Here is a 20,047-nt window from a genome sequence, read left to right as displayed (position 1 = left end):
CGGTTCGGCGGTGGCGGCCGGTGAGGACAGAGCGGCGGGCCGGGCTTAGCGTGGCAGGTGGAGAGTCGGCCACCGCCGGCGAAGGGCAGACGTCACGGCAGGAGGCCGGCCATGAGTACGGTGCAACCTGAGGGCGCCGGGTCGCCGGAGGAGGACGCGCAGGCCTACGAGGTCGTCTTCGCGGCCGCGGACGGGGTCGGCGAGGACGTCGTCCGGATGACCCGCACCAGCGCGGCGGGACCGGGCGGGCACCCCGTGTACGAGGACGCCACCGGGATCGTCCGGGCCGAGATCAGCAGCGGCGGCGAGGTACGGGTGCTGGCGACGGGCGGCGGCCAGGAGCCCGCGCGCGTGCTGCGGGCCCGGGCGGTGGCCTGACGCCTGCACCGCACGGCCGGGGCCGACCGGCCCTATCGGGCCGGTCGGGCCGGTCGGGCCGGTCGGGCCGGTCGGGCCTGAGGTCAGCGCGGGACGCGGACGTGGATCGTCTTGCCTCCCGCCGCGTGGTGGCGGATCCCCACGTCGGTACCCAGCCGGTTGACGAGGTGCCATCCCCAGCCGCCCTCACCGCGCCGCTCGGGCCTTCTCGGTTCCGGCTCCGCGTCGCTGGTGTCCGTGACCTCGATGTCGATCCCCTCCGACGTGAGACGCACCTCCAGCAGGCAGCCCCCGCTCGTGTGGCGGACGGCGTTGGTGACGAGTTCGCTGATCAGCAGGAGCGCCGTGTCCATCGCCAGGGGCGGGAGGGGCTCGCCGCCGCCCGCCTCGGCAGCGGCGAGGTGCGCCAGCGTCGCACGCCGGGCCTGCGCCGCGGCGCTCCGGCCGTGCAGATCGAGGTGCAGTATCAGCTGGAGAGGCATGGGCCCGCTCTCCTGGACGACAGGGCAAACCGCTTCCCGGACACGTCCCGGGTAGCTTCCTGTGTACGCCTGCCCACCCACCCGCCCTTCACTCGTCCGCCCGCCCGTATACCCGCGCGTACGTTCGGTCACGGCGCGGGCGGAGAGGGGCGCCTGCGGGCGCGCTCCCCGACCGCGGTGCGGGCGGACAGCGAGACCGGGTGCGGGCCCCGCCCGTCCGGAGCGGACGGGATCAGGACGCGGGGGCGTCGGAGCCCGTACCGCGGCTGACGTCGGTCACCTTCACGTCCTCCGTCTCGGGAGCGCCGAACGCCTCCGCGACGACCCCGCCGCCGGCGGCGGTGACCTCCAGGGCCACATGGCCGCCCATCACCCGCAGGTCGATCCTGACCCGCGGGGCGCCCGCGCGGTCCGGCATCCGGTGGATCCGGGGGGCGGGGTAGTCGAGGCCCGTCAGCCGCTCGCGCAGCTCCTCGTGGCCGGTCGGCTTCGTGCCCTTGAGGGCCTCCGCGACCCGCTTCACGTGCTCGCCGCCCACGCACTTCTCGGTTCCGGCCAGCGGCACCTCCGGCGTGCTCGCGGCCGGGGCGGAGCCGGCGCCCGGCCTGTCCGCGGGAGCGGCGTCGTCGAGCGGTACGGGGATGTCCCCGTCGGCGTTCGGGACGCCCGGCGGGGTCCGGCCCGGCCCGTACCGCGGTGTGGGTGGGGCCTCCGCGCCGGGCAGGTCCTCCGGCTTCGGAACGCCGCCACCCCCCGTGGCGTCCTTCGGGGCGTCCGGGGCGCAGCCCTGCGCGGTACGGGTCATCAGGGCGAGGAAGCGCACCTCCGGATCGCCGCCCGGCGACGACGGGTCCTGCGGCACCTCCCCCACCGTGTTGCCCGCGGGCGCCCGCTCGGGGGTGGCGTCCGGGGTGCCGCAGCCGGAGAGGACCAGGCAGCCGAGCGCGGCCGCCAGTACAGGCTTCAAGAGCGTCGTCGATCGCATGCGGGCATCATTGCGCGCCGCCGGACGCGCCGGGAATGAGTACGCGTACTCATCGTGTCCGGGCTCCGACCATCAACAAAACAAGGGGTTTTGATCGGTGCGGGCGTTCTTTGCGGACAACAAAAGCCCTCCCTACGGTCCTGCTTGTCGATCACCGCCGGTCGACTTGACCGAGAGGGAAACACCCATGCGCAGAACTGCGCTCCCTGTCGTGGCCGCCGTGTCCCTGGCCCTGCTGCTCCCGCAGCAGGCGGCCACGGCCACCGAACTGCCCACGCAGCCCCTCGCCCAGGGCGAGATCCAGAACATCGGCCCGGGCATGTACATGTCCGAGAGCAACAGCTACCAGATCGCCGAGAACGACGTGCCCGCCGGCCTGATGGGCCGCTCCCACACGGTCGTCGCCCAGGCCCAGGGTGTCTCGCAGGCCCAGGACGCCCCCGCCACCCGCTCCGACCTCGGCGTCTTCGGGCCCAGCTGGGAGGCGGAGTTCCTCGGCGGGCAGCTCAACCGGAAGCTGTCCACGGGCAACGGTGCGATCACCACGACGTACCTGGACACCAACGAGTCCACCCGCTACGACCTGACCGACTCGGTCGCCGGCGCCAACGGCGGAAGCGTCAACACGTACAAGGCGCAGGACGGCTCGACCGTGGTCGAGAGCATCACGTGGGACGACCTCCTCGGCACGCTGAAGACGACCGTCGTGGAGACCCTGAACGTCAACTTGACCACCGTCGAGTCCGGTGACCAGGCCCCGGTCGACCAGGCGGGCAACCCGATCGCCGCGGCCGACCTGAAGACCTCCTTCACGTGGAAACAGGTCGGCGGCGGCGGCGACAACTGGCGCGTCACCGCGGTGGGCAGCAAGGCGTTCAAGCAGTCCACGGTCTCCTACGACTCCGTGGGCCGCGTCTCCACCGTCAAGGAGCCCGCCCGCGGGGAGACCCCCGAGCAGTCCCTGAAGGTCAACTACGCCACCGCCACCACCGCTTCGGGCAGCGCCCTCGGTGATGTGAACGGCCAGGTGAAGGACATCACCCTCACCGTCGACCAGACCGTGCAGACGCTGGCCCGCTACTCCTACGACACCTCCGGTCTGCTGCGGCAGGTCAGCAACCCGGCGGAGGGCAGCGAGCTCAACGCCTACACCTACGACGGCAGCGACCGCGTCGCCACCGCCACCTCCGACAACGGCGCCCGCTGGGAGCTGACGTTCGACGGCGACGCCGTGGCCCCGCAGGCGCAGGAGACCACCGGCACCGTCCCGGACGCGGGCAGCGCGCTGAGCGGCGCCCCCAGCATCTCCCAGGACGAGGGCATCACCCCGGCCGCGTCCGACTTCAGCGGCTCGGAGATCACCGACCCGCAGGCCTACCCGCGCCACTGCTCCACCGCCGTGTCGTGGATGTGGTACCAGTACAGCGGCTGCGCCACGAAGGTCGCCCACTACGGCTGGAAGAACCCGTACTGGAAGCAGACGCCCACCAAGGCCTGGGTCATCGGCATCAACGGCGACCACTGCACCAGCGCCTCGGACAAGCCCGGAGGCTGGGACTTCCGTGCCGCCTGTGACTCGCACGACTACGGCTACGGCACCATCGGCAACAGCTACAAGGGCTACCGCTACTACCTGGATCGCAACAAGGGCATTTCCGTCGATGTCGCGTTCTACAACATCCTCTACAACAACACCTGCCCTGCCTACTTCTGGAAGGGTGCCTGCCGGTCGACCGCCTACACCTACTACACGGCCGTCTTCTACTTCGGACGCCCCAAGAACGGCGCCAACGCCACCTGATCCGCCAGCTGTCCCGGCCCCGTTGACCACGAGGGGGCCCGGCAACGAGAACGCTTCGCTGCCCGGCCCCCTTTTGCGCGCCCGAAAACCCCTTCACGAGCTGGAGTAGTAAGTGAAAAGACCCGTATGGGCCATGGTGACCGCCACCGCGGCGGCCCTGGTGCTCACCGCGACACCGGTGCCCTCGAACCCGCTGATCGGCACCAGCCCGGCAGCCGCCGCGCCGACCGGCCCGGTCGACCCGCCGCTCCTGGACGAGACGGCGAGCGGCGGTACCGTCCGCGTCAACGTCGTCACCGACCAGCGCACGGACCTGGCCTCGGCGGCGGAGGCGGGCCAGACCCTCGTGTCGTACGACACGGTGCCGATGGTCACCCTCCGTGTGAACCGTGCGGGTCTCGACGCACTGAACTCCAAGCCCGGCGTCCTCAGCGTCACCGAGGACGTCCCGGTCCCGCCGACCCTGAACGAGTCCACCGTCAGGATCGGCAGCGACAAGGCCGCCGCCGCCGGGAAGACCGGCGCCGGCACGGCCGTGGCGGTCCTCGACACCGGTGTCGCCACCCGGCACCCGTTCCTGGCGGGCCGTGTGAAGTCGGAGTCCTGCTTCTCCGTCAACGACGAGAGCTACGGCGCCACCAGCCTCTGCCCCGACGGCAGCGACGAGCAGGAGGGCCCCGGCAGCGCCGACGCCGAGGCCGGCGCCTGCGCCACCCTGGGCACCGCGTGCTCCCACGGGACGCACGTCGCCGGCATAGCCGCCGGCAACGGGGCCGGGGTCAGCGGGGCGCCCGTCCGCGGTGTCGCCCCCGGCGCCGACATCGTCGCCGTCCAGGTGTTCTCGAAGTTCGAATCCGACGAGTACTGCGGCGCCGGAGCCAGCCCGTGCGTGCTCAGCTTCACCAGCTCCCAGATCAAGGGGCTGGAGAAGGTCCACGCACTGAAGAAGGCCGGCAGCGCCATCGTCGCCGCCAACATGAGCCTGGGCGGCGGCCGCTGGACGACGGCCTGCGCCGCCGACCCCCGCAAGGCGATCATCGACAGCCTGCTCACCGAGAACGTGGCCACCGTCGTCGCCGCGGGCAACAACGGCTACGCCGACGCCGTCAGCGCCCCCGGCTGTGTCTCCTCCGCCGTCACGGTGGGCTCCACCACCGATGACGACCAGGTCTCCACCTTCAGCAACCGAGGCCCGCTGCTGGACCTGTTCGCCCCCGGCACCTCGATCGTCTCCTCCGTGCCCGGCAACACCTACGCCTCCAAGAACGGCACCTCGATGGCCGCCCCGCATGTGGCGGGCGCCCTCGCCGTGCTGAAGCAGACCTACCCCACCGAGGGCATCGACAGCCTGGTTTCGCTCCTCGCCACCAGCGCCACCTCGGTCACCTACTCCGGTACGACCACGCCCCGCGTCGACCTCGGCAAGGCCCTCACGGCGATCGAGCCGAAGCCCGAGGCGGACAAGAAGCCCCGCTCCTTCCAGGTCGACAACGACCTCGACGTGAACATCCCCGACGCCCCCGCCGGGGCGGGCACCCCCGGGACGCCGGTCGTCTCGCCGGTGAAAATCACGGAGTACCCCGGCAACGCGCCGAAGAACCTCACCGCGTCCGTCAACATCACCCACGCCTACCGGGGCGACGTCAAGCTGGAACTCCTCTCGCCCACCGGGAAGACGTACCTGCTCAAGAGCTCGAACGTCTCCGACGGCGCCGACAACGTCATCGCGCAGTTCGCGGTGGACGCCTCCGACTCGCCCGCCAACGGCGAGTGGAAGCTGCGGATGACCGACACCGACGACGGCGACGCGGGCAAGCTGACCACCTGGTCACTGATCTTCCCCACGCCGTTCGAGAAGACCACGAGCCAGGTCATCCCCGACACCGGCACCCTCTCCTCGACCATCAGCGTCTCGGAGATCCCCGGCAACGCCTCCGGCCCGCTCCAGGTGTACACGAACCTCACCCACTCCAAGATCGGCGACCTGCGGCTCGTCCTCACCAGCCCGGACAACAAGTCCTTCACCCTCAAGCCGTACGGCTCCGAGGCCGGCGGCACCCTGCAGACCACCTACGGCGTGGACGCCACCGACGCCACCGCGAACGGCACCTGGACGCTGAAGGTCACCGACTCGGCCGGCGGCTCCACCGGTGACCTCAAGGGCTGGTCGCTGGGCTTCCCCTCGTACGAGAACCAGACCGTGAAGGCGGTCCCGGACAAGAACTACACGGAGATCTGGACCAAGGCCGACGGCCTGTCCGGCGTGGGCTCCGACAAGCTCCAGGTGTACGTGCACGTCGAGCACCAGGCCCTGAACAACCTCAAGATCGACCTGATCGCGCCGGACGGCTCCTTCCACCTCCTCAAGGCGGCCGGTACGAGCGGCACGTCCACCGGGTCGGGCGCCTTCAAGAAGACGTACACGGTCAACGGGACCGACCTGCCGGTCAACGGCTGGTGGAAGCTCCGCGTCGACGACGTCATCACCGGCAACACCGGCACGGTCAACAACTTCGTCGTCAGGTTCTGAACCGGCCTCCGGCACACCCCACGACCGACGGCGAACGGCGCGCCCTGAACACCCGCAGGTGCGGGGCGCGCCGCCCCGCCCCAGGACACGAAAGGCCCTCCCCCTCATGAAGAAGACCTCCGTCGCCCGCCTGGGCACCGCGCTCGCCACGGTGACGGCGGCCACGGCACTCGTCGCGGCCACCGCCACCAGCGCGCACGCGGCCGAGCACAAGGTCACCTCGAACTGCGAGGTGACCTGGATCAACTGCGCCAACGAGCCCCTGCTCATGCTCTTCTACAACTCCAAGGAGCTGGCTGTGAAGAACGGCTCCTACACCTCCAGCTGGGCCCAGTTCTACGGCAACGTCCACGACTACACCGGCACCAGCCAGTACCAGGGCTCCACTCTCACCACCTTCCGGTACGCCTTCAACGGCAACGGCACCGGGTCGTGGCAGTACATGAAGAACAACGCCGCCTCGGTGCAGAACTGCTCGGGCACCGACGCCTACCGCGTGTACTTCAACTCCGGCTACGGCGGCACCTCCCAGTACTTCCAGAAGCGCGAGCCCTACGGGAACTGCCCCTGGTCGAACCTGATCTCCGCGCTGAAGAACGAGAACGCCTCCCAGCACTTCGCCTGACCCGTCCCGCCCCACCCCGCCCCTCCTCCCCTCCCCCCGCCGAAAAGGAAGCCGAGACCGTGAAGTTCAACCAGCGCGCATCCGCCGCCGCGATCGTGGTGGTCGCGGCCACCAGCCTGCTGACCGCCTGCGCCGGCGGCGGAACCCCCTCCGCCACACCGGCTGCGCCGGTGGCCGGGGACCGGCCCCTGGTCGACCGGGCCAAGTGGCCCAAGGCCACCCCGGAGCGCGGTCTGGCCCGCGGGCTGACCCTCCCGCTTGAGGCCTACATGCAGACCTTCGAGGAGGCCGTCCTCCTCGACGGGGCCGTGCGGCAGCTCCAGGAGCGGTGCATGGCCGACTACGGCCTGCCGGTCCGGCTGCCGGTGGAGGGGACGAACCCGCCGCCCAGCGACAACGACGCGAACATGGAGCGGCGTTACGGCCTCACCGACCGGGAGGCGGCGGCCGCCCACGGGTACGGGCTGCCCGACGAGGCCGCCGAGCCGGTGCGCCAGAAGGTGCCGGAGCTGGAGCCGGTGGAGTTCGAGGTCCTGACGGGCCGGAAGCTGCCGGCCGCCGCCACCGCGAAGGACGCGCCGCAGCAGAGCCCCGAGCGCGCCCGCGAGGCGTACAACGGCAAGAAGCTCCACGAGGGCGGCTGCGCGAACTGGGCGGCCGGGCAGATCGCGAAGCCCTCGCAGGACGACCTGACGTTCGTCTCCGAGCTCAACGGCAACTCCTTCACCGAGTCGATGAAGCTGCCTGCCGTCACGAAGGCCCTGGCCGAGTGGTCACAGTGCATGGACGGCAAGGGGCACAAGGGCCTCGCGACCCCGTTCGACGCGGCGGACCGGGTGCCCCACGTGCCGGGCCGTCCCTCGCCGGAGGAGATCGCCGTCGCCGTCGCCGAGGTCGACTGCAAGGCGCAGACCGGGCTGGTCGACGTGTGGTTCAAGGAGGAGTCCAAGCTCCAGAGGGCTCTCATCGCCCAGCACCTCGCCACCCTCGACCCGATCCGGGGCCGCAACGGCGCCGCGGTGAAGTCGGCCGGCAGCAGCTCCGGCCGCTGACCACCGCCTGCCGCTCCGCGTGTGGCGCAGGGGCCGGTACGCGAAGGCCGGCCCCTTCGGTCCGACCGTACGGGGCGTGCGCGCGTCAGGGGGAGCCCAGGCGGGCCAGGGACGCGGCGGTCAGGGCGCGCACGGCGGCCGGCAGGGCGGTGCGGGCGTCCGGAGCGAAGTCCGGGGCGTGGTTGGCCGGCAGGGCCGCCATCTTCTCCGCCGCCGTCGCGCCCGGGGCGCGGGACCAGGCGGCCGGACCGACGGTGCCCACCATCCAGTAGCCGAGCCGGATGCCGCGCTCTGCGTGCACGTCCGTTCCCGCGTCGCCGAACAGTGCGAAGTCCTCCGTGGCCAGCGAGGGCGGCCACATCGCCACCCGATCCGCCCCGAACTCGGCCGTGTGCGCCTGCCGTACGGCCGCCGTCAGCCCCGGATCCGGGTGGGTGACGGGGGAGGCGGAGAGCCGGTCGATCTCCGGCTCGCGGGGGCAGGCCGCGGCGGCGCACTCGGCCCGCACGATCCGTTCCACGGCCGCGGCCGCCCGGGCCAGCGAGGCCTCGCTCACCGCCCGTACGGTGATGCCCAGTTCGGCGCGGTCGGGGATGACGTTCGCCCGCTCCCCCGCGTGGAAGGAGCCGACGGTCACCGCCACCTGGTCCGCCGGGGCGGTCTCTCGCGCCACCACCCTCTGGAGCCCCGTCACCACGTGCGCGGCCGCCACCACCGGGTCGACGGCGAGGTGCGGAGCGCCCGCGTGGCCGCCCCTGCCGTGCACCACCACGCGGAAGGTGGCGCTGCCCGCCGTCACGGGCCCGTACGCGTGCGCGACCATCCCGGCCGGCAGCGGAGCCGCGTGCTGGGCCAGGACGTCGTCGGGGCGCCCGAACCGCCGGTAGAGGCCGTCGGCCAGCATCGCCCTGGCGCCCTCCAGCGTCTCCTCGGCCGGCTGTCCGACCACCACGAGGGTGCCGCGCCAGGCCTGCGGCGCCCGCGCCAGCAGGTCGGCCGCGCCGGCCGCCGCGGCCAGGTGCAGATCGTGCCCGCAGGCGTGCGCCGCCTCTCCGTCGGCGGCGTACGGCAGCCCGGTCGTCTCCCGCAGCGGCAGCGCGTCGAGTTCGGCCCGCAGCAGCACGGTGGGCCCCTCCCCGTTGCGGAGCACGCCGGCGACGCCGTGTCCGCCGATGCCCCGGATGGTCGCGTACCCCGCCGACTCCAGCCGCCCGGCGAAGCGGTCCGCCGTACGCCGTTCCGCTCCCGACAGCTCGGGGTCGCGGTGCAGTTCCAGGTAGAAGGCCGTCAGGTCGTTCAGGTGCGCGCCGAGTCGGGCGAGCGGTTGGGGTGTGTGGCCGGTCATGGGCCCATCATCGGCCGACCGTCGGGGGGTGGCCGCGGCAGGGCGCTGACACCTCGTGTCAGCGGAGTGTCAGAGGTACGGGGGGTCGGGTGACGGCGGCACCGGCTCTGATGGGGGCAGGCGCGGCGCTGCCCGGTGCCGTCCCCTCACCCGACCGTTCAGAAGGAGTCACCATGGAGAAGTCGCCCCTCGCCTCGCTCGCGGACGAGATCCTGGAGCTGGAGTCCGAGACCTTCGAGATCTCCGACTACTCGGACGCCAGCGAGGTCGTACTCGCCGGTTCCACGAGCTGCAGCTCCACCTCGACGTGTTCGTCGACCACCAGCACCACCTCCTGCTCCGCCTGACCCGTCGGGCCGCGGACGCCAGGATGCCCCGGTCCCCGCGCGTGCGGGGCCGGGGCATCCGCCCGTTCGGGGCCGCTCCTACGGGAAGGGGTGCGGGACCCGGCGGATCTCGGCGCCGGTGAGGTCGGCCGTCCGCAGTCCCGCCCTGCGTGGCGCGCTGCGTAGCCGCGGCAGGTGCGGTGCGCGCTGCCGGGACCAGCCGAAGTCGATGGGCAGCAGTCCCGGCACCACCGCGCAGACCGTGTGCAGGCCGATCCGCCGCTGCTCGGGGGTGGTCTGGTCGACGGCGATGACGTCGTGTCCGGCGCGCACCAGCTCGTCGACGACGTACAGCAGGTCGTCCCGGAGGTCGCCGGTGCGCGGCCGCCCGCGGCCCGTCCAGGACCGGTAGACCTCGTCCATCGGCCGTACGGCCACGGGCTCGCGGTAGGGCCGGACGTGTTCCTCCATCGCCGGCAGCCCGTACAGCTGTGCGTGGTCCTTCAGGTGGAGCACCTTGCCGAAGTCGGCTGCCATCGCCTCCAGTTCGCCCCGACGCTCTTCGACCTGCCGCGGCAGGTGCGGGATGTAGGTGAGCACTTCCGACAGGGCGGCCTCCACCGCGTCCGCAGGGTCGAGGGCGGCGCCCGCTCCGAAGGAGTACAGCCCCGGTCCGCCGTCGCGCCGCACCGCGAGCCCGGTCACCACCGGTACCGGCAGGTCGACGCGGTTGTCGAAGGCGTGCACGTCGTAGCCCTGGAGGGCCGCCCGGTCGGCCATCGTGCGCACCGCGGTCCCCGGGACGCTCGCCAGGTCGATCTCGGTGAGCCGCAGCCCCCCGTACCAGGCGAGCAGGAACGCGTCCCGCTCGACGAGTTCGAGCAGCGCGCCGAGCAGCGCCTCCTCCGGGCAGCTGCCGACGGCGCAGCCGTTGGAGCACTCGAAGACGAAGTTGTCCGCGGCGACGCCGGCGCTGTAGTGCACCAGCCGGGCCGGGACCAGGAGGGGGCGGTCGTCGCGCAGCGAGTGCCCGTACACCCACGGGATGGGGCGTTCGGGGTCGAAAGGGGACACGAGCGGGTCGTCGCGGTAGGTCTCGGGCGGGTAGAAGCCGCACTCGGCCGGGTCCAGCGCCCGCTCGCCCAGCTCCGCGTACGAGGCGGTGAGCAGCGTGTTCCCGGTGCGGCGGTGGGTGCCGGCGTAGCGTTCCAGCCCTTCGAGGTGGGCGAGGTCACGGCTGGCGGTGAAGCTGTTGGCCTGTCCGCTCCAGGTGACGTCCGTCAGTCCGGCGTAGCCGCGCATGAAGACGCTCCCGGCGACGGGCGCGGTGGTCGGTGAGGTGGTGTTCTGCCAGGTGCCGGCGCCGAGCACGCCGGTCACCGGGTTGGCGAGGGCCGCGTACGGCATCGGGTAGGACGAGGCGGGGCGCAGCCGCTGCGCGCCGGGGTGGGGCTTGGGCCTGGACGCGGGGGTGAAGGGCCGCGGCGTGTCGGTTCCGCGGGGGCCGCAGTCCGGGCACAGAGGGTCGGCGAGCAGCGGGTGGGTGCGGATCCGCAGCGTCTCCAGGTCCAGCCGGGACACCTGGGGCAGGGCCCGGTCGGCGGCCGGCCCGGCGGGTGCGGTGGCCCGGCCGCCGTGGACGGCCTGGTGCAGCGCGTACACCGCGTCGTGCGCGTACGGGGACAGCCGCGGCCATTCGGGCCCGGTGGGGGTGCCCGGCCGGCTGCCCGTCTCCAGCGCGTCGCGCTCGCTGCGGCTGCGCAGCCGCTGGCGGCGCATGGCCAGGCACTGGCCGCAGGCCGGTGCGCTGCCGTCGCCGCCCCACGGGCCGACCAGGACCTCCCGGGCGCTGAGGTGGACGCCGGCGGCCGGGCGGACGGCGGCGAACGGGTCGGCGGTGCGCGGCCCCAGGGCGTCGTGGACGCCCAGGGTCACCACGACGGCGCCGAGCGGTTCCAGCGTGCGGGCGAGGGCGCGCCGGGCGGCTTCGAGGGGGGTGCCGTCGGGGGCGAGGGGGCGTGCCGCGGTGGTCGTGGTCATGTCCGGTTGCTCCAGCGGAAGGTCTTGAGGCCGATCGCGCCGAAGAGGAGGGCGAAGCCGAGCAGTGCCGCGCAGCCGGTGCCGATGGCGGCGAGGGATCCGCTGCCGGTGAGCGCACCGGTCGCGGCGTCGTTGAGGTAGCGCAGCGGCAGGACGCGGGAGACCGACTGCAGCCACGACGGCATCATGTCGAGCGGCAGGAACGAGCCGGACACGAACGCCATCGGCACCATGAGGCAGTTGGCGATGGCGGCGACGGCCTCCGGGGTGTCCGCGTAGGTGCCGACGATCACGCCGATGGCGAGGAAGGCCGTGATGCCGAGGACCAGGGCGGGCAGTACGAGCGGCCAGCGTCCGTCCAGGACGAGGCCGAAGCCGGGGATCATGGCCACCGCGATGAACACGGCCGCCTGCACCACACCCACGGCGAGGGCCAGGACGTACCGGGAGGCGAGCACGGTCGTCAGCGGGGTCGGCGTGAGCCGGATCAGCCTCAGCAGGTCGTCGCGGCGCCACTGCATCAGGGTGAAGGCGATGCCGAAGACGGCCGCGTTGGCGACGCCCCAGGACATCACCCCCGGCGCGATGTAGGAGATGTAGGGGCGGCCGGTCTCCTCGACGTCCTGCCCGCTGAAGATCAGGCCGAAGACGACGAGGAAGAGCAGGGGGAAGGCGAAGGTGAAGAAGAGGGTGGCCTTGTCCCGGACCTGCGCCCGGTAGCCGGCTGCGGTCAGGGCCGTGTACGCGCTCATGCCTGGTGCTCCGTCGTGGTGTGGGGGCCGGCCTGCGGGCCGATGGGGGCGGCGTCGGTGTGCGCGGCGGCGGTGTGCGCGGCGTCCGTGCGTGCGGCGGCGCCGGTGAGTTCGAGGTAGACGTCCTCCAGCGTGGCCGTGCGGGTCATGACCCCGTCCAGCCCGGTGAGGGTGTCCACGGCCTGGAGCACCCTGCCGGGCGTGGCGGTCTCCAGGACGAGGGAGCCGCCCTGGAGGACGGCGCGGTCGACGCCGGGCAGTGCGGCGGCCTCCTCGACGCCGAGCCGGCCGGCGGGCAGCAGCAGGCGTGAGGGCGCGCCGGCCGCGGTGACCAGCCGGTGCGGCGAGTCGAGGGCGGCGATGCGGCCGCCGACGAGGATGGCGACGCGGTCGCACAGGGCCTCTGCCTCGTCGAGGTGGTGGGTGGTGTAGACGATGGTGCGGCCCTGGCTCTTCAGGGCGCGCAGCACCTCCCACAGATCGCGCCGGGCCTGCGGGTCCAGGGCGGCCGTCGGTTCGTCCAGGAAGATCAGTTCCGGGTCGTGGACGAGCGCGGAGGCGATGGCCAGGCGCTGGCGCTGGCCGCCGGAGAGGTTCTCCACGGGGACGTCGCGCTGCTCGGTGAGCCCGACGCTCTCCAGTGTGCGGTCCGCGGCGGCCGGGTCGCTGCGGTACAGGCCGGCGACGGTGGCGAGGTGCTCGCGCGCGCTCTGCCGTACGAAGAAGGCCGAGGCCTGGGTCTGTACGCCCATCCTGGGCAGCAGTGCGGTGTTGCGGGGCCAGGGGCTCTGGCCGAGGACGGTGACCGTGCCGCCGTCGGCCTGCCGCAGCCCCTCCATGATCTCGATGAGGGTGGTCTTGCCCGCTCCGTTGGGGCCGAGCAGCCCGAAGAACTCGCCGCGGCGCACGTCGAGGGAGACCCCGTCGACCGCCCGGCGGTCGCCGTAGCGTTTGTGGACGTCCTGGACGGTGACGGCCGGGGAGTCGGGCGGCTGGGTGCTGTCTGTGGTCATGGGTGGTGCGTCCCTCTGTGTCTGTCGTACGGGGTGGCAGGGCTGTCGGGTGGTTCAGGCGGTGGCGGCGTGCCAGACGGCTCCCGTGAGGCCGGCCGCCAGCAGCAGGACGAGGACGGCGGAGCCGACGGCGTATCCGAGGTAGAGCCGGCGGGCGCGCGGCGGGTATGCGGCGGCGGCCGTCCGGTCGCGCATACGCAGCCGGAGGTAGCCGGAGCTTGCGGGCGCCAGGCGGGTGACGCGCAGGCCGTGGCCGAGCATCGTGTAGCCGTCCAGCGGGGGCAGGGGGACCAGGTTGACGAGCGCCTGGGCGCTGCCGACGAGCAGCAGCGCGGCGAGCGTCCGCCGGGTGGGGTCGCCGCCCGGGGGCATGGCCGCCCACCAGGCGGCGAACGGCAGCAGGAACAGCAGGTTGGCGAAGGCCCCCGCGGAGGCGACCGCCAGCTGGTGCCGGCGCCGTCTGAGGAAGCGGTAGTTGTCGACGGTGCAGTACATGACGGCGACGGGCAGCCGCCAGCGCAGCCCGATCTCCCCGACGGTCCCGCCGACGTGCCGGGCGGCGACGCCGTGCGCGAACTCGTGCAGGGCGGTGCTCAGCCACATCAGGGTCGCCACGGCCAGCAGCGGCACGGGGTGGCGCAGCAACCACCCGAAGGCGGTCAGGAGTTCCCTCAGGGACGCGGCGAGGGCGGCCTCCATGGCGAGGCAGCCGAGCAGCAGCGCGCCCAGCACCGCCGGGTGCAGGAGCGGGCGCAGCGCGCGGTGCAGGCGGGCCGTCGTGGCGTCGGCGTCCGCGACCAGGCGCAGGGTGCCGCGCAGCAGACCGCCCCGGAGCGTGCCGCCGGGCGGGGCGGGTGGGGACGGCGGCGGGCCGCCGGCGAGCAGCCTCCGGCTGCCGAGGAGGGCGAGGAGCTGCTGCCAGTTGCCCTCGCCGAGACGGCGTCCGAAGGTACGGCCGTATTCGGTGCCGATCTCGGCGAGGCTGCGGGTGCCGTCCAGCCGTGAGACGAGGAAGTGCTCCTTGGGGCCGATCTCGAAGGAGGCCCCGGACACCGGGTCCTTGACCAGGTGGACGGTGGCCGGCCCGTCGAGCAGGGGCGGGGAGAGCAGGACGTCCGGCCGCAGGGCGGGCCTGTGGTGCAGCAGCCCGCTCATGTCGCGGCCGCCGTAGCGCCGGCCTCGCGCTCGCCCGCGCGCTCGGCCTCGCCGTCGCCCGCGCCCTCGCGCAGCACCCGGCCGAGCAGGTGTGCGAGGTACGCCTCGTCGCGGATGGTCACGTGCAGCCGGTTGTTGGTCATGTGCATGTACGGCGAGAGCAGCAGCGGCAGGGCCTCGGCGGGGTCCGTCACGCGTTCGTCGCGGGTGCCGTCCCAGGAGCGGAAGACCAGGTCGCCGGCGACGGCGAGCGCTTCGGCGCGTGCGCGCAGCTCGTGGCAGTGGTCCGCCCATCCGGCGAGGAACGCGGGGAGCCGGGCGCTCTTGCCGGAGGCGAGTGCGCCGCGCACGGCCGCGAAGCGTCGTCCGAGCCCGGATGCGGTCTGGCCGTAGGTCAGGTCGTACTCCTCGGAACCGATGAATCCGGTGCCGGGAAAGGCCTGGTGCCAGAACTCGTAGTACCGGTCGAGATATCCGGCGAGTTCGTCCCGGTCCGGCAGGAAGACACCGGCCATGACCATCATCAGCTGGGCGGAGGTGCCCAGCAGGACGGTGCGCAGGTGCAGGTTCATGCGGTGCAGCGCGTCGATGACCAGGTCGCTGGAGCGGGCGAAATGCCATTCGGCGAGTTCGACTCCGGCGGGGCCGCCGTACTTTCCGTATTCGGGCTCGTACGGCTCGCGCGCGTACGAATTGTTCGGCCGCAGGTTCATCCGGCCGTCGGGGCCCGTGAAGGCGCCCCGGTCGCCTTCGGGGAACTCGATGTCGAACAGCGTGTTGTAGAACTCGTTGAGGAATCCGGAATCGACCTCGTAGAGGGCCGGGCGAGCCTTGAGGAAGGCGGCGACGGCTTCCTCGGAGCGGCGCCGTACCTCGGTTTCCGCTTCCGGCGTGGCGGGACGCAGCCGCAGCCGCACGTGCGGGCCCTCCAGCCAGTAGTTGATGAAGAAGTGGCCTGCGAGGAGTCCGTCGGCGGTCAGCCCGGCGATCAGCGGCCGGACGCACTGCACCAGCAGGGGTTGGGGGTTGGCGGCGTAGAAGATGTGCAGGGCCTGCCAGGCGCCGCGGGTGTCGGCGCGGGCGTCGGCGCGGACGTCTGCGCGCGCGCCGGTGGGGGACGGGGTCATCTCGGCCATCGCGTGCCGCCTTCCAGCTCTGCCTGGTCTGCCTGGTCTGCCTGGTCTGTCGTGTCCGGTGCGTCTGTTGCGTCTGCCGCGCCCGCTGGGGCCGCCGCCTCCCGGGGCGTCGTGGTGAAGGTCTCCACGGCGAGTTCGGCGACGTGCGCGCCGCGCCCCGAGTGCACGTGCAGCCCTTCGGGGCCGGGGAGCACCTCGCGGAAGACGACCCGGTGGGCCGGGTCGCGCAGCAGCGTCTCGAAGACTCCGAGTGAGAGGGGGCTCGCGAAGTCCACGTACTGCGGCTTGGCCCCGGCGGCCGAGGGGCCGGCCGACACGGTCGCGAAGGCCTGCTCGGGCAGGCCGTGGCGGCGCCGCCAGCGCTGCCAGTCGAGGAAGTGCCCGGCTTCCCGCACTCCCTGTACGGGCAGCTCGCCGGCGGTGGTGGTCCAGCTGCGGCGGCTCAGCACGACGTCGCCGTGGACCACCCGGGGCCGGGTGGTCACGCTGTCGCGCGCGGCGCCTTCCGGTACGCCCGCCCACACGTCGAGCGGTGACATCGACGACGGGGACAGCAGCAGGAGCGTGCGCGGTATCGCGGGCAGCGCGAGCGGCACCAGGTAGCCGAGGTAGACGGGGATCACCTCGCGGCCCAGCCGGCGCGAGCGCAGCACCACCCGACCGGTCGCCGGCACGTGCTCGGCGTACAGGTCGTCGAGGTGCAGCCGGTGCTCCGGCGGGAGGGTGCCGCTCTCGCCGGGGCAGACGATCTCGTGTCCGGTCAGCCGGCCGTGCAGGTTGAGGTTGGTGGTGACGGGGCCGCCGGTGACCTCGGCGAGGACCGCTCCGGACGGGGTGATCCGCTCCGCCGTGTCCCGCAGGGCGTCGGAGAGGTCCGCGCCGTCCCCGTCGTACGCGTGGGTGAAGCGGCTGAAGGGGAAGGACAGCCCGCCGTACGAGCGGTTCAGGACGGTCAGCGGGGTGCCGTCGGCGGGGTCGAGGCCCAGCTGGAGGTGGTGGCAGCGTGGCGCGAACAGCGGGGTGACCGAGGCGAGTTCGTCCGCCACCGCGGCCAGGTCCGCTTCGCCGAGGCGCAAGGGGGCCGTCCCGTCGGGGCCGTGCTCGGCCTCGTAGGCCGCCCACGCGTGCCGCATCCGGGCGACGAACGTGCGGCGGGCCGCGTCCAGGGCGCGGATGCCCGGCAGTCCCAGCCAGTTCTCCTCCGCGACGTACTCGCCGTGCTCGTCGAAGGGCCTGCGCCGTGCGGTGAACGACAGGTACTGGTCGAAGAAGTCCTCGTGGAAGTCGTGCACCAGCCCGAGGATGTCCTCGCAGCGGCCCCCGGCCCCGTACCGAGCGGTGAAGAACCCCTCGAAGGTGATGCGCTGGGCCATGGTGAGGTCGAAGGCGGGCAGGATCCGCTCGACCGACCGCAGCGCGGTCCAGTCGCGCGGCGGGCAGGGCAGGTCGCGGCCGGCGCTGACGTCCTCGTACAGCAGAGTGTGCGGCAGGCCCGCGTCCGGGGCGCCCAGCTCCTCCTGGGCGCGGTGCAGTCCGCCGCGCAGCGCGCGCAGCAGGCCGGCCCGCTCCGCGTACCCGGCGGCCGGGTAGTCGGCCAGGGCGGCGGCGGGCGCTTCGAGCAGGTCTGCCAACCGGTCGGCCCAGGGGCGCTCCAGCGAGGTCAGCGCCCGTTGGAAGGAGCGCAGCGGGTCGTGGCTGTGCACCTCGGTGTCGAGCAGGGGCACGCGGACCATGCCGAGCTGGAGGAGGGCCGATACGTACGCCTCGCACTCCTCGGGGCCGGCGGCGTGCTCGGCCGCGAGCCAGTCGGTCAGTTCCCGGTGGCGGAGCTCGGGGCGCTCGGCGAACAGGGCGAGGAGCCGGTCGAGGGTGCCGCTGCGGCGCAGGAAGAACAGCCGGTCCCGGACGGCGTCGAAGGTGACCGCGGCCGCGTCGTCGCCCGCCGTCACCGAGCGCCGTACGTAGCGGATCCGGTCGTCCTCGTGGCCCCAGCCGGAGGCGAGGCGCAGGGGCAGGTCCCGGCGGCGCACGGGGTCGGCCAGGATCAGCTCGGCGAGCCGGGCCAGGACCACGACGTTGAGCCGTACGTGGCTGCGCCACTCGTCGTCCACCCGCACCGCGCCCAGGGCTTGGGTGTCGGGGGCCGCGGCGTCGGCGGCGTCCGTGAAGCGTCCGGTGGCCACGGCGGTGAGGGTGCTGAACGGGCTCGTCTTGCAGGCCGTGCGGTACACGTACGACAGGAGGGACCTCTCCGCCTTGCGGGTCCGCCCGTTCTCCGCCCCCTCGGCGCGGACGTAGGCGTCGAGCTGCCGTTCGAGTACCGGCGAGGCGAGCAGGAGGCCGCTGCGCAGGCGCTCGCCGGCGACCAGCTCGCGCAGCACGGCCCGGTTGCGCGCCAGGTCGGCGGTGAGCAGCGAGGGGCCCTCCGCCAGGAGTTTGTCCAGCAGGCGGCGCCGGTGCAGCCAGCCGGCGAGCTGCTCGGCGGCGCATTCGTCGACGGTGGCGACGGCCTCCACGGCGGTCTCGGTCGAGGCGTCGGGCCGCGCCGGCAGCCGGTCGTTGTGGATCTGGCGGCGCAGCCGCAGCAGTGCGCGGCGGCGGGCCGCGCCGGGGCCGTCCGGCGCCTGGTCGGTGGCGCCGACGGCGGCGTGGAGTACGTCCTCCAGCCGCCGGACGCCCTGGCGCAGGCCGGCCTCGGCGTCGAGGACCTCCTCGGCCCAGCCGCGGGTGCCGTCGGCGCGCAGGGCGCGGACCTCGGACAGGGCGAGGCCTGCGACGCGCAGCATGAAGCGGTCGCCCGCGTGCCACTCGGTGGTGTTCATCGTCCCTCTCCCCCACAGGCGATCTCGTGGCGGAATTCGGCCGGCCGGGGGCGTTCACGGCCGAGCAGCATGATCAGCAGGGGTGCCTCGTCGGTGCCGGTCAGCCCCAGCTCCTCGATGTAGGAGATGTTGTCGAAGCCGAGGGCCACTCCGGCGCCCAGTCCGAAGGCCGCGGCCGTGGTGTAGAAGGTCTGGGCGACGGCGCCGACGGCGCCTCCCACGAGCCGGTAGCCGCGGTCGCCGACGCCGTCCAGTACGGCGGTGGTGCGGACCGTGGGGACGAGCACGGCGCCGGCCTGCTCCAGGTTGTAGTTGGAGAGGAAGTAGTTGCGCTGGAGGAAGGAGCCGGGCGGTCCCGGCTTGACCAGGCGCAGGGTGTGGGCGGCGGGGTCGTAGGCGTACGCGCCCGGGGCGACGCCCTCGACGTGGTTGACGAAGGCGTACAGCGAGGTCAGGGACGGACCGGCGGGGTGCTCCGCCTCGGTCCCGAACCGGGTGGCCGCGCAGTCGGCCAGCGCGGCGGCGAGCTCGCCGGCCGTGACCGGGCGGGAGGCGTCGAAGCGGCCGAAGCTGCTGCGGCGCTCGCGCAGGGCGCGGCCGGTGCCGGCCGGCGGTTCCGGGGGAACGGGCAGCGGCAGGGGATCGGCGCCACGCGGCGGGTGGGCGGCGGCCGCGTCCAGGGCTTCCGGCGCCGGGCGGTCGGCGGCCCGCCCGGCCGTCGCCCGGTGGATGCGGCGCAGGGCGTCGAACTCGATGACGCGGCGGGAGCGTTCGACGTCCCGATGGCGCGCGGTGGCGCCCGTCGCGCCGCCTTCGGCGGGCGCCGGCGCACCCTGCCAGGCCAGCGGGACGACGGCGAAGACGCCCTCCTCCTCGGCTTCCACGCCCAGCAGCCGGGCCAGCCTCTCCTCGTCGAACCACAGCAGCGGGTCGATCCGCAGCCCGTACCGCGCCGCCCACAGCCGCCAGGTCTGTACGAGGGCGCCCACGTCCATGCTGACGGCGTGGAAGGAGAAGCTGTTGTACTTGAAGGCGTTCTGCCAGTACTTGACGCTGAGGACGAGGTACTGCGCCGCCTGCCCGGCGTCGCCCGCCCCCGCGCCGACGGCCTCCCGGACGTCGCCCGTGACGTCACCCGCCAGGAGCCGGCGCAGCCCGTGCTGGTGCGGTGCGTAGTGGTAGAGGCCGGGGGTCAGCGGTCCGCCCGGACCGGCGGCCCAGTGGACGGCCACCGGGTACAGGCCGCCGCCCGAGGCCGTGCCGCGCGACCAGTTGGCGTGCGTGTAGTGCGGCAGGGCAGCCAGGTCGGTGTTGGCCTGGACCGCGAGGCGCCGGCCGGTCAGCCCGTACGAGTCCCTGAGCATCCCGGACAGCAGCGACAGGGTGAAGCCGGGCGCGGACCGTCCCGGCGCGGTGCGCGGGGGCCCGGCCGGCGAGGGAGGCAGCGGGAACGTCTCGGCGTCCGGGTGGAACTTGGCCTTGCGGGGCCGGTCGGCCCAGTCGGGGACGAAGTCGACGGGCTCCATCGGCACCCTGCCACGGTGCATGATCTCGTGGGCGTAGACATGGGCGTGGCCCATGGGTCCTCCTGCGTTGGGGGGCGGA

Annotated in this window: 16 protein-coding genes; 6 read left to right on the top strand and 10 right to left on the bottom strand. The window is 73.4% G+C overall.

What is annotated here, in order from left to right:
• Nucleotides 1–111 precede the first annotated feature (111 nt).
• A complete protein-coding gene (locus BSL84_RS31100; RefSeq protein ID WP_045322686.1) occupies nucleotides 112–378 on the top strand; it encodes a DUF6296 family protein in 267 nt (88 codons plus the stop codon).
• Nucleotides 379–461: 83 nt separating this feature from the next.
• Here the strand turns inward: BSL84_RS31100 and BSL84_RS31095 are convergent, their stop codons facing one another.
• Together BSL84_RS31095 and BSL84_RS31090 are read right to left on the bottom strand one after the other, a co-directional pair.
• Complete coding sequence (locus tag BSL84_RS31095; protein WP_030035014.1) at nucleotides 462–860, bottom strand: ATP-binding protein; 399 nt, start codon at nucleotides 858–860, stop codon at nucleotides 462–464.
• Nucleotides 861–1,092: 232 nt separating this feature from the next.
• Complete coding sequence (locus tag BSL84_RS31090) at nucleotides 1,093–1,845, bottom strand: hypothetical protein (RefSeq protein WP_052680599.1); 753 nt, start codon at nucleotides 1,843–1,845, stop codon at nucleotides 1,093–1,095.
• A 187-nt stretch (nucleotides 1,846–2,032) separates the two neighbouring features.
• Between BSL84_RS31090 and BSL84_RS31085 the strand changes: the two genes are divergently transcribed.
• From BSL84_RS31085 to BSL84_RS31070, 4 genes are all read left to right on the top strand, one after another.
• A complete protein-coding gene (locus BSL84_RS31085) occupies nucleotides 2,033–3,646 on the top strand; it encodes a phospholipase A2 (RefSeq protein WP_234308461.1) in 1,614 nt (537 codons plus the stop codon).
• Nucleotides 3,647–3,758: 112 nt separating this feature from the next.
• Nucleotides 3,759–6,176 (top strand): proprotein convertase P-domain-containing protein, encoded by a 2,418-nt coding sequence (locus BSL84_RS31080; protein ID WP_324610034.1) that lies wholly within the window; start codon nucleotides 3,759–3,761, stop codon nucleotides 6,174–6,176.
• Between the two features lie 106 nt (nucleotides 6,177–6,282).
• Nucleotides 6,283–6,801, top strand: a complete 519-nt coding sequence (locus BSL84_RS31075; protein ID WP_075971720.1) for a hypothetical protein — start codon at nucleotides 6,283–6,285, stop codon at nucleotides 6,799–6,801.
• Nucleotides 6,802–6,860: 59 nt separating this feature from the next.
• Nucleotides 6,861–7,853: a hypothetical protein gene (locus tag BSL84_RS31070; RefSeq protein WP_051873485.1), complete on the top strand. Its 993-nt coding sequence runs from the start codon at nucleotides 6,861–6,863 to the stop codon at nucleotides 7,851–7,853.
• An 85-nt stretch (nucleotides 7,854–7,938) separates the two neighbouring features.
• On the opposite strand, the gene BSL84_RS31065 is transcribed toward BSL84_RS31070, so the two are convergent.
• Nucleotides 7,939–9,198 (bottom strand): amidohydrolase, encoded by a 1,260-nt coding sequence (locus tag BSL84_RS31065; protein ID WP_075971719.1) that lies wholly within the window; start codon nucleotides 9,196–9,198, stop codon nucleotides 7,939–7,941.
• Nucleotides 9,199–9,371: 173 nt separating this feature from the next.
• Between BSL84_RS31065 and BSL84_RS31060 the strand changes: the two genes are divergently transcribed.
• Nucleotides 9,372–9,545, top strand: coding sequence for a thiazolylpeptide-type bacteriocin (locus BSL84_RS31060; protein WP_007268044.1), 174 nt, complete (start codon nucleotides 9,372–9,374; stop codon nucleotides 9,543–9,545).
• A gap of 78 nt (nucleotides 9,546–9,623) precedes the next feature.
• Here the strand turns inward: BSL84_RS31060 and BSL84_RS31055 are convergent, their stop codons facing one another.
• Genes BSL84_RS31055 through BSL84_RS31025 form a run of 7 tightly spaced genes read right to left on the bottom strand, consistent with a single transcriptional unit; the run spans nucleotide 9,624 to nucleotide 20,022 of the window.
• Complete coding sequence (locus tag BSL84_RS31055) at nucleotides 9,624–11,564, bottom strand: TOMM precursor leader peptide-binding protein (protein WP_045322261.1); 1,941 nt, start codon at nucleotides 11,562–11,564, stop codon at nucleotides 9,624–9,626.
• A complete protein-coding gene (locus BSL84_RS31050) occupies nucleotides 11,561–12,316 on the bottom strand; it encodes an ABC transporter permease (protein WP_030033732.1) in 756 nt (251 codons plus the stop codon). The genes BSL84_RS31055 and BSL84_RS31050 overlap by 4 nt, the downstream gene beginning before the upstream one ends.
• A complete protein-coding gene (locus tag BSL84_RS31045) occupies nucleotides 12,313–13,329 on the bottom strand; it encodes an ABC transporter ATP-binding protein (RefSeq protein WP_075971718.1) in 1,017 nt (338 codons plus the stop codon). The genes BSL84_RS31050 and BSL84_RS31045 overlap by 4 nt, the downstream gene beginning before the upstream one ends.
• Before the next feature lie 54 nt (nucleotides 13,330–13,383).
• A complete protein-coding gene (locus BSL84_RS31040) occupies nucleotides 13,384–14,484 on the bottom strand; it encodes a metalloprotease (RefSeq protein ID WP_075971717.1) in 1,101 nt (366 codons plus the stop codon).
• Complete coding sequence (locus BSL84_RS31035; protein WP_075972330.1) at nucleotides 14,481–15,611, bottom strand: lantibiotic dehydratase C-terminal domain-containing protein; 1,131 nt, start codon at nucleotides 15,609–15,611, stop codon at nucleotides 14,481–14,483. The genes BSL84_RS31040 and BSL84_RS31035 overlap by 4 nt, the downstream gene beginning before the upstream one ends.
• Complete coding sequence (locus tag BSL84_RS31030; protein ID WP_234363574.1) at nucleotides 15,608–18,442, bottom strand: lantibiotic dehydratase; 2,835 nt, start codon at nucleotides 18,440–18,442, stop codon at nucleotides 15,608–15,610. The genes BSL84_RS31035 and BSL84_RS31030 overlap by 4 nt, the downstream gene beginning before the upstream one ends.
• Nucleotides 18,439–20,022: a SagB family peptide dehydrogenase gene (locus BSL84_RS31025; RefSeq protein WP_075971716.1), complete on the bottom strand. Its 1,584-nt coding sequence runs from the start codon at nucleotides 20,020–20,022 to the stop codon at nucleotides 18,439–18,441. Before BSL84_RS31025 ends, BSL84_RS31030 begins: the two co-directional genes overlap by 4 nt.
• Between the last annotated feature and the right edge of the window lie 25 nt (nucleotides 20,023–20,047).

This window comes from Streptomyces sp. TN58, assembly GCF_001941845.1.
Classification (GTDB): Bacteria; Actinomycetota; Actinomycetes; order Streptomycetales; family Streptomycetaceae; genus Streptomyces.
This window is presented reverse-complemented; position numbering and strand designations above follow the sequence as displayed.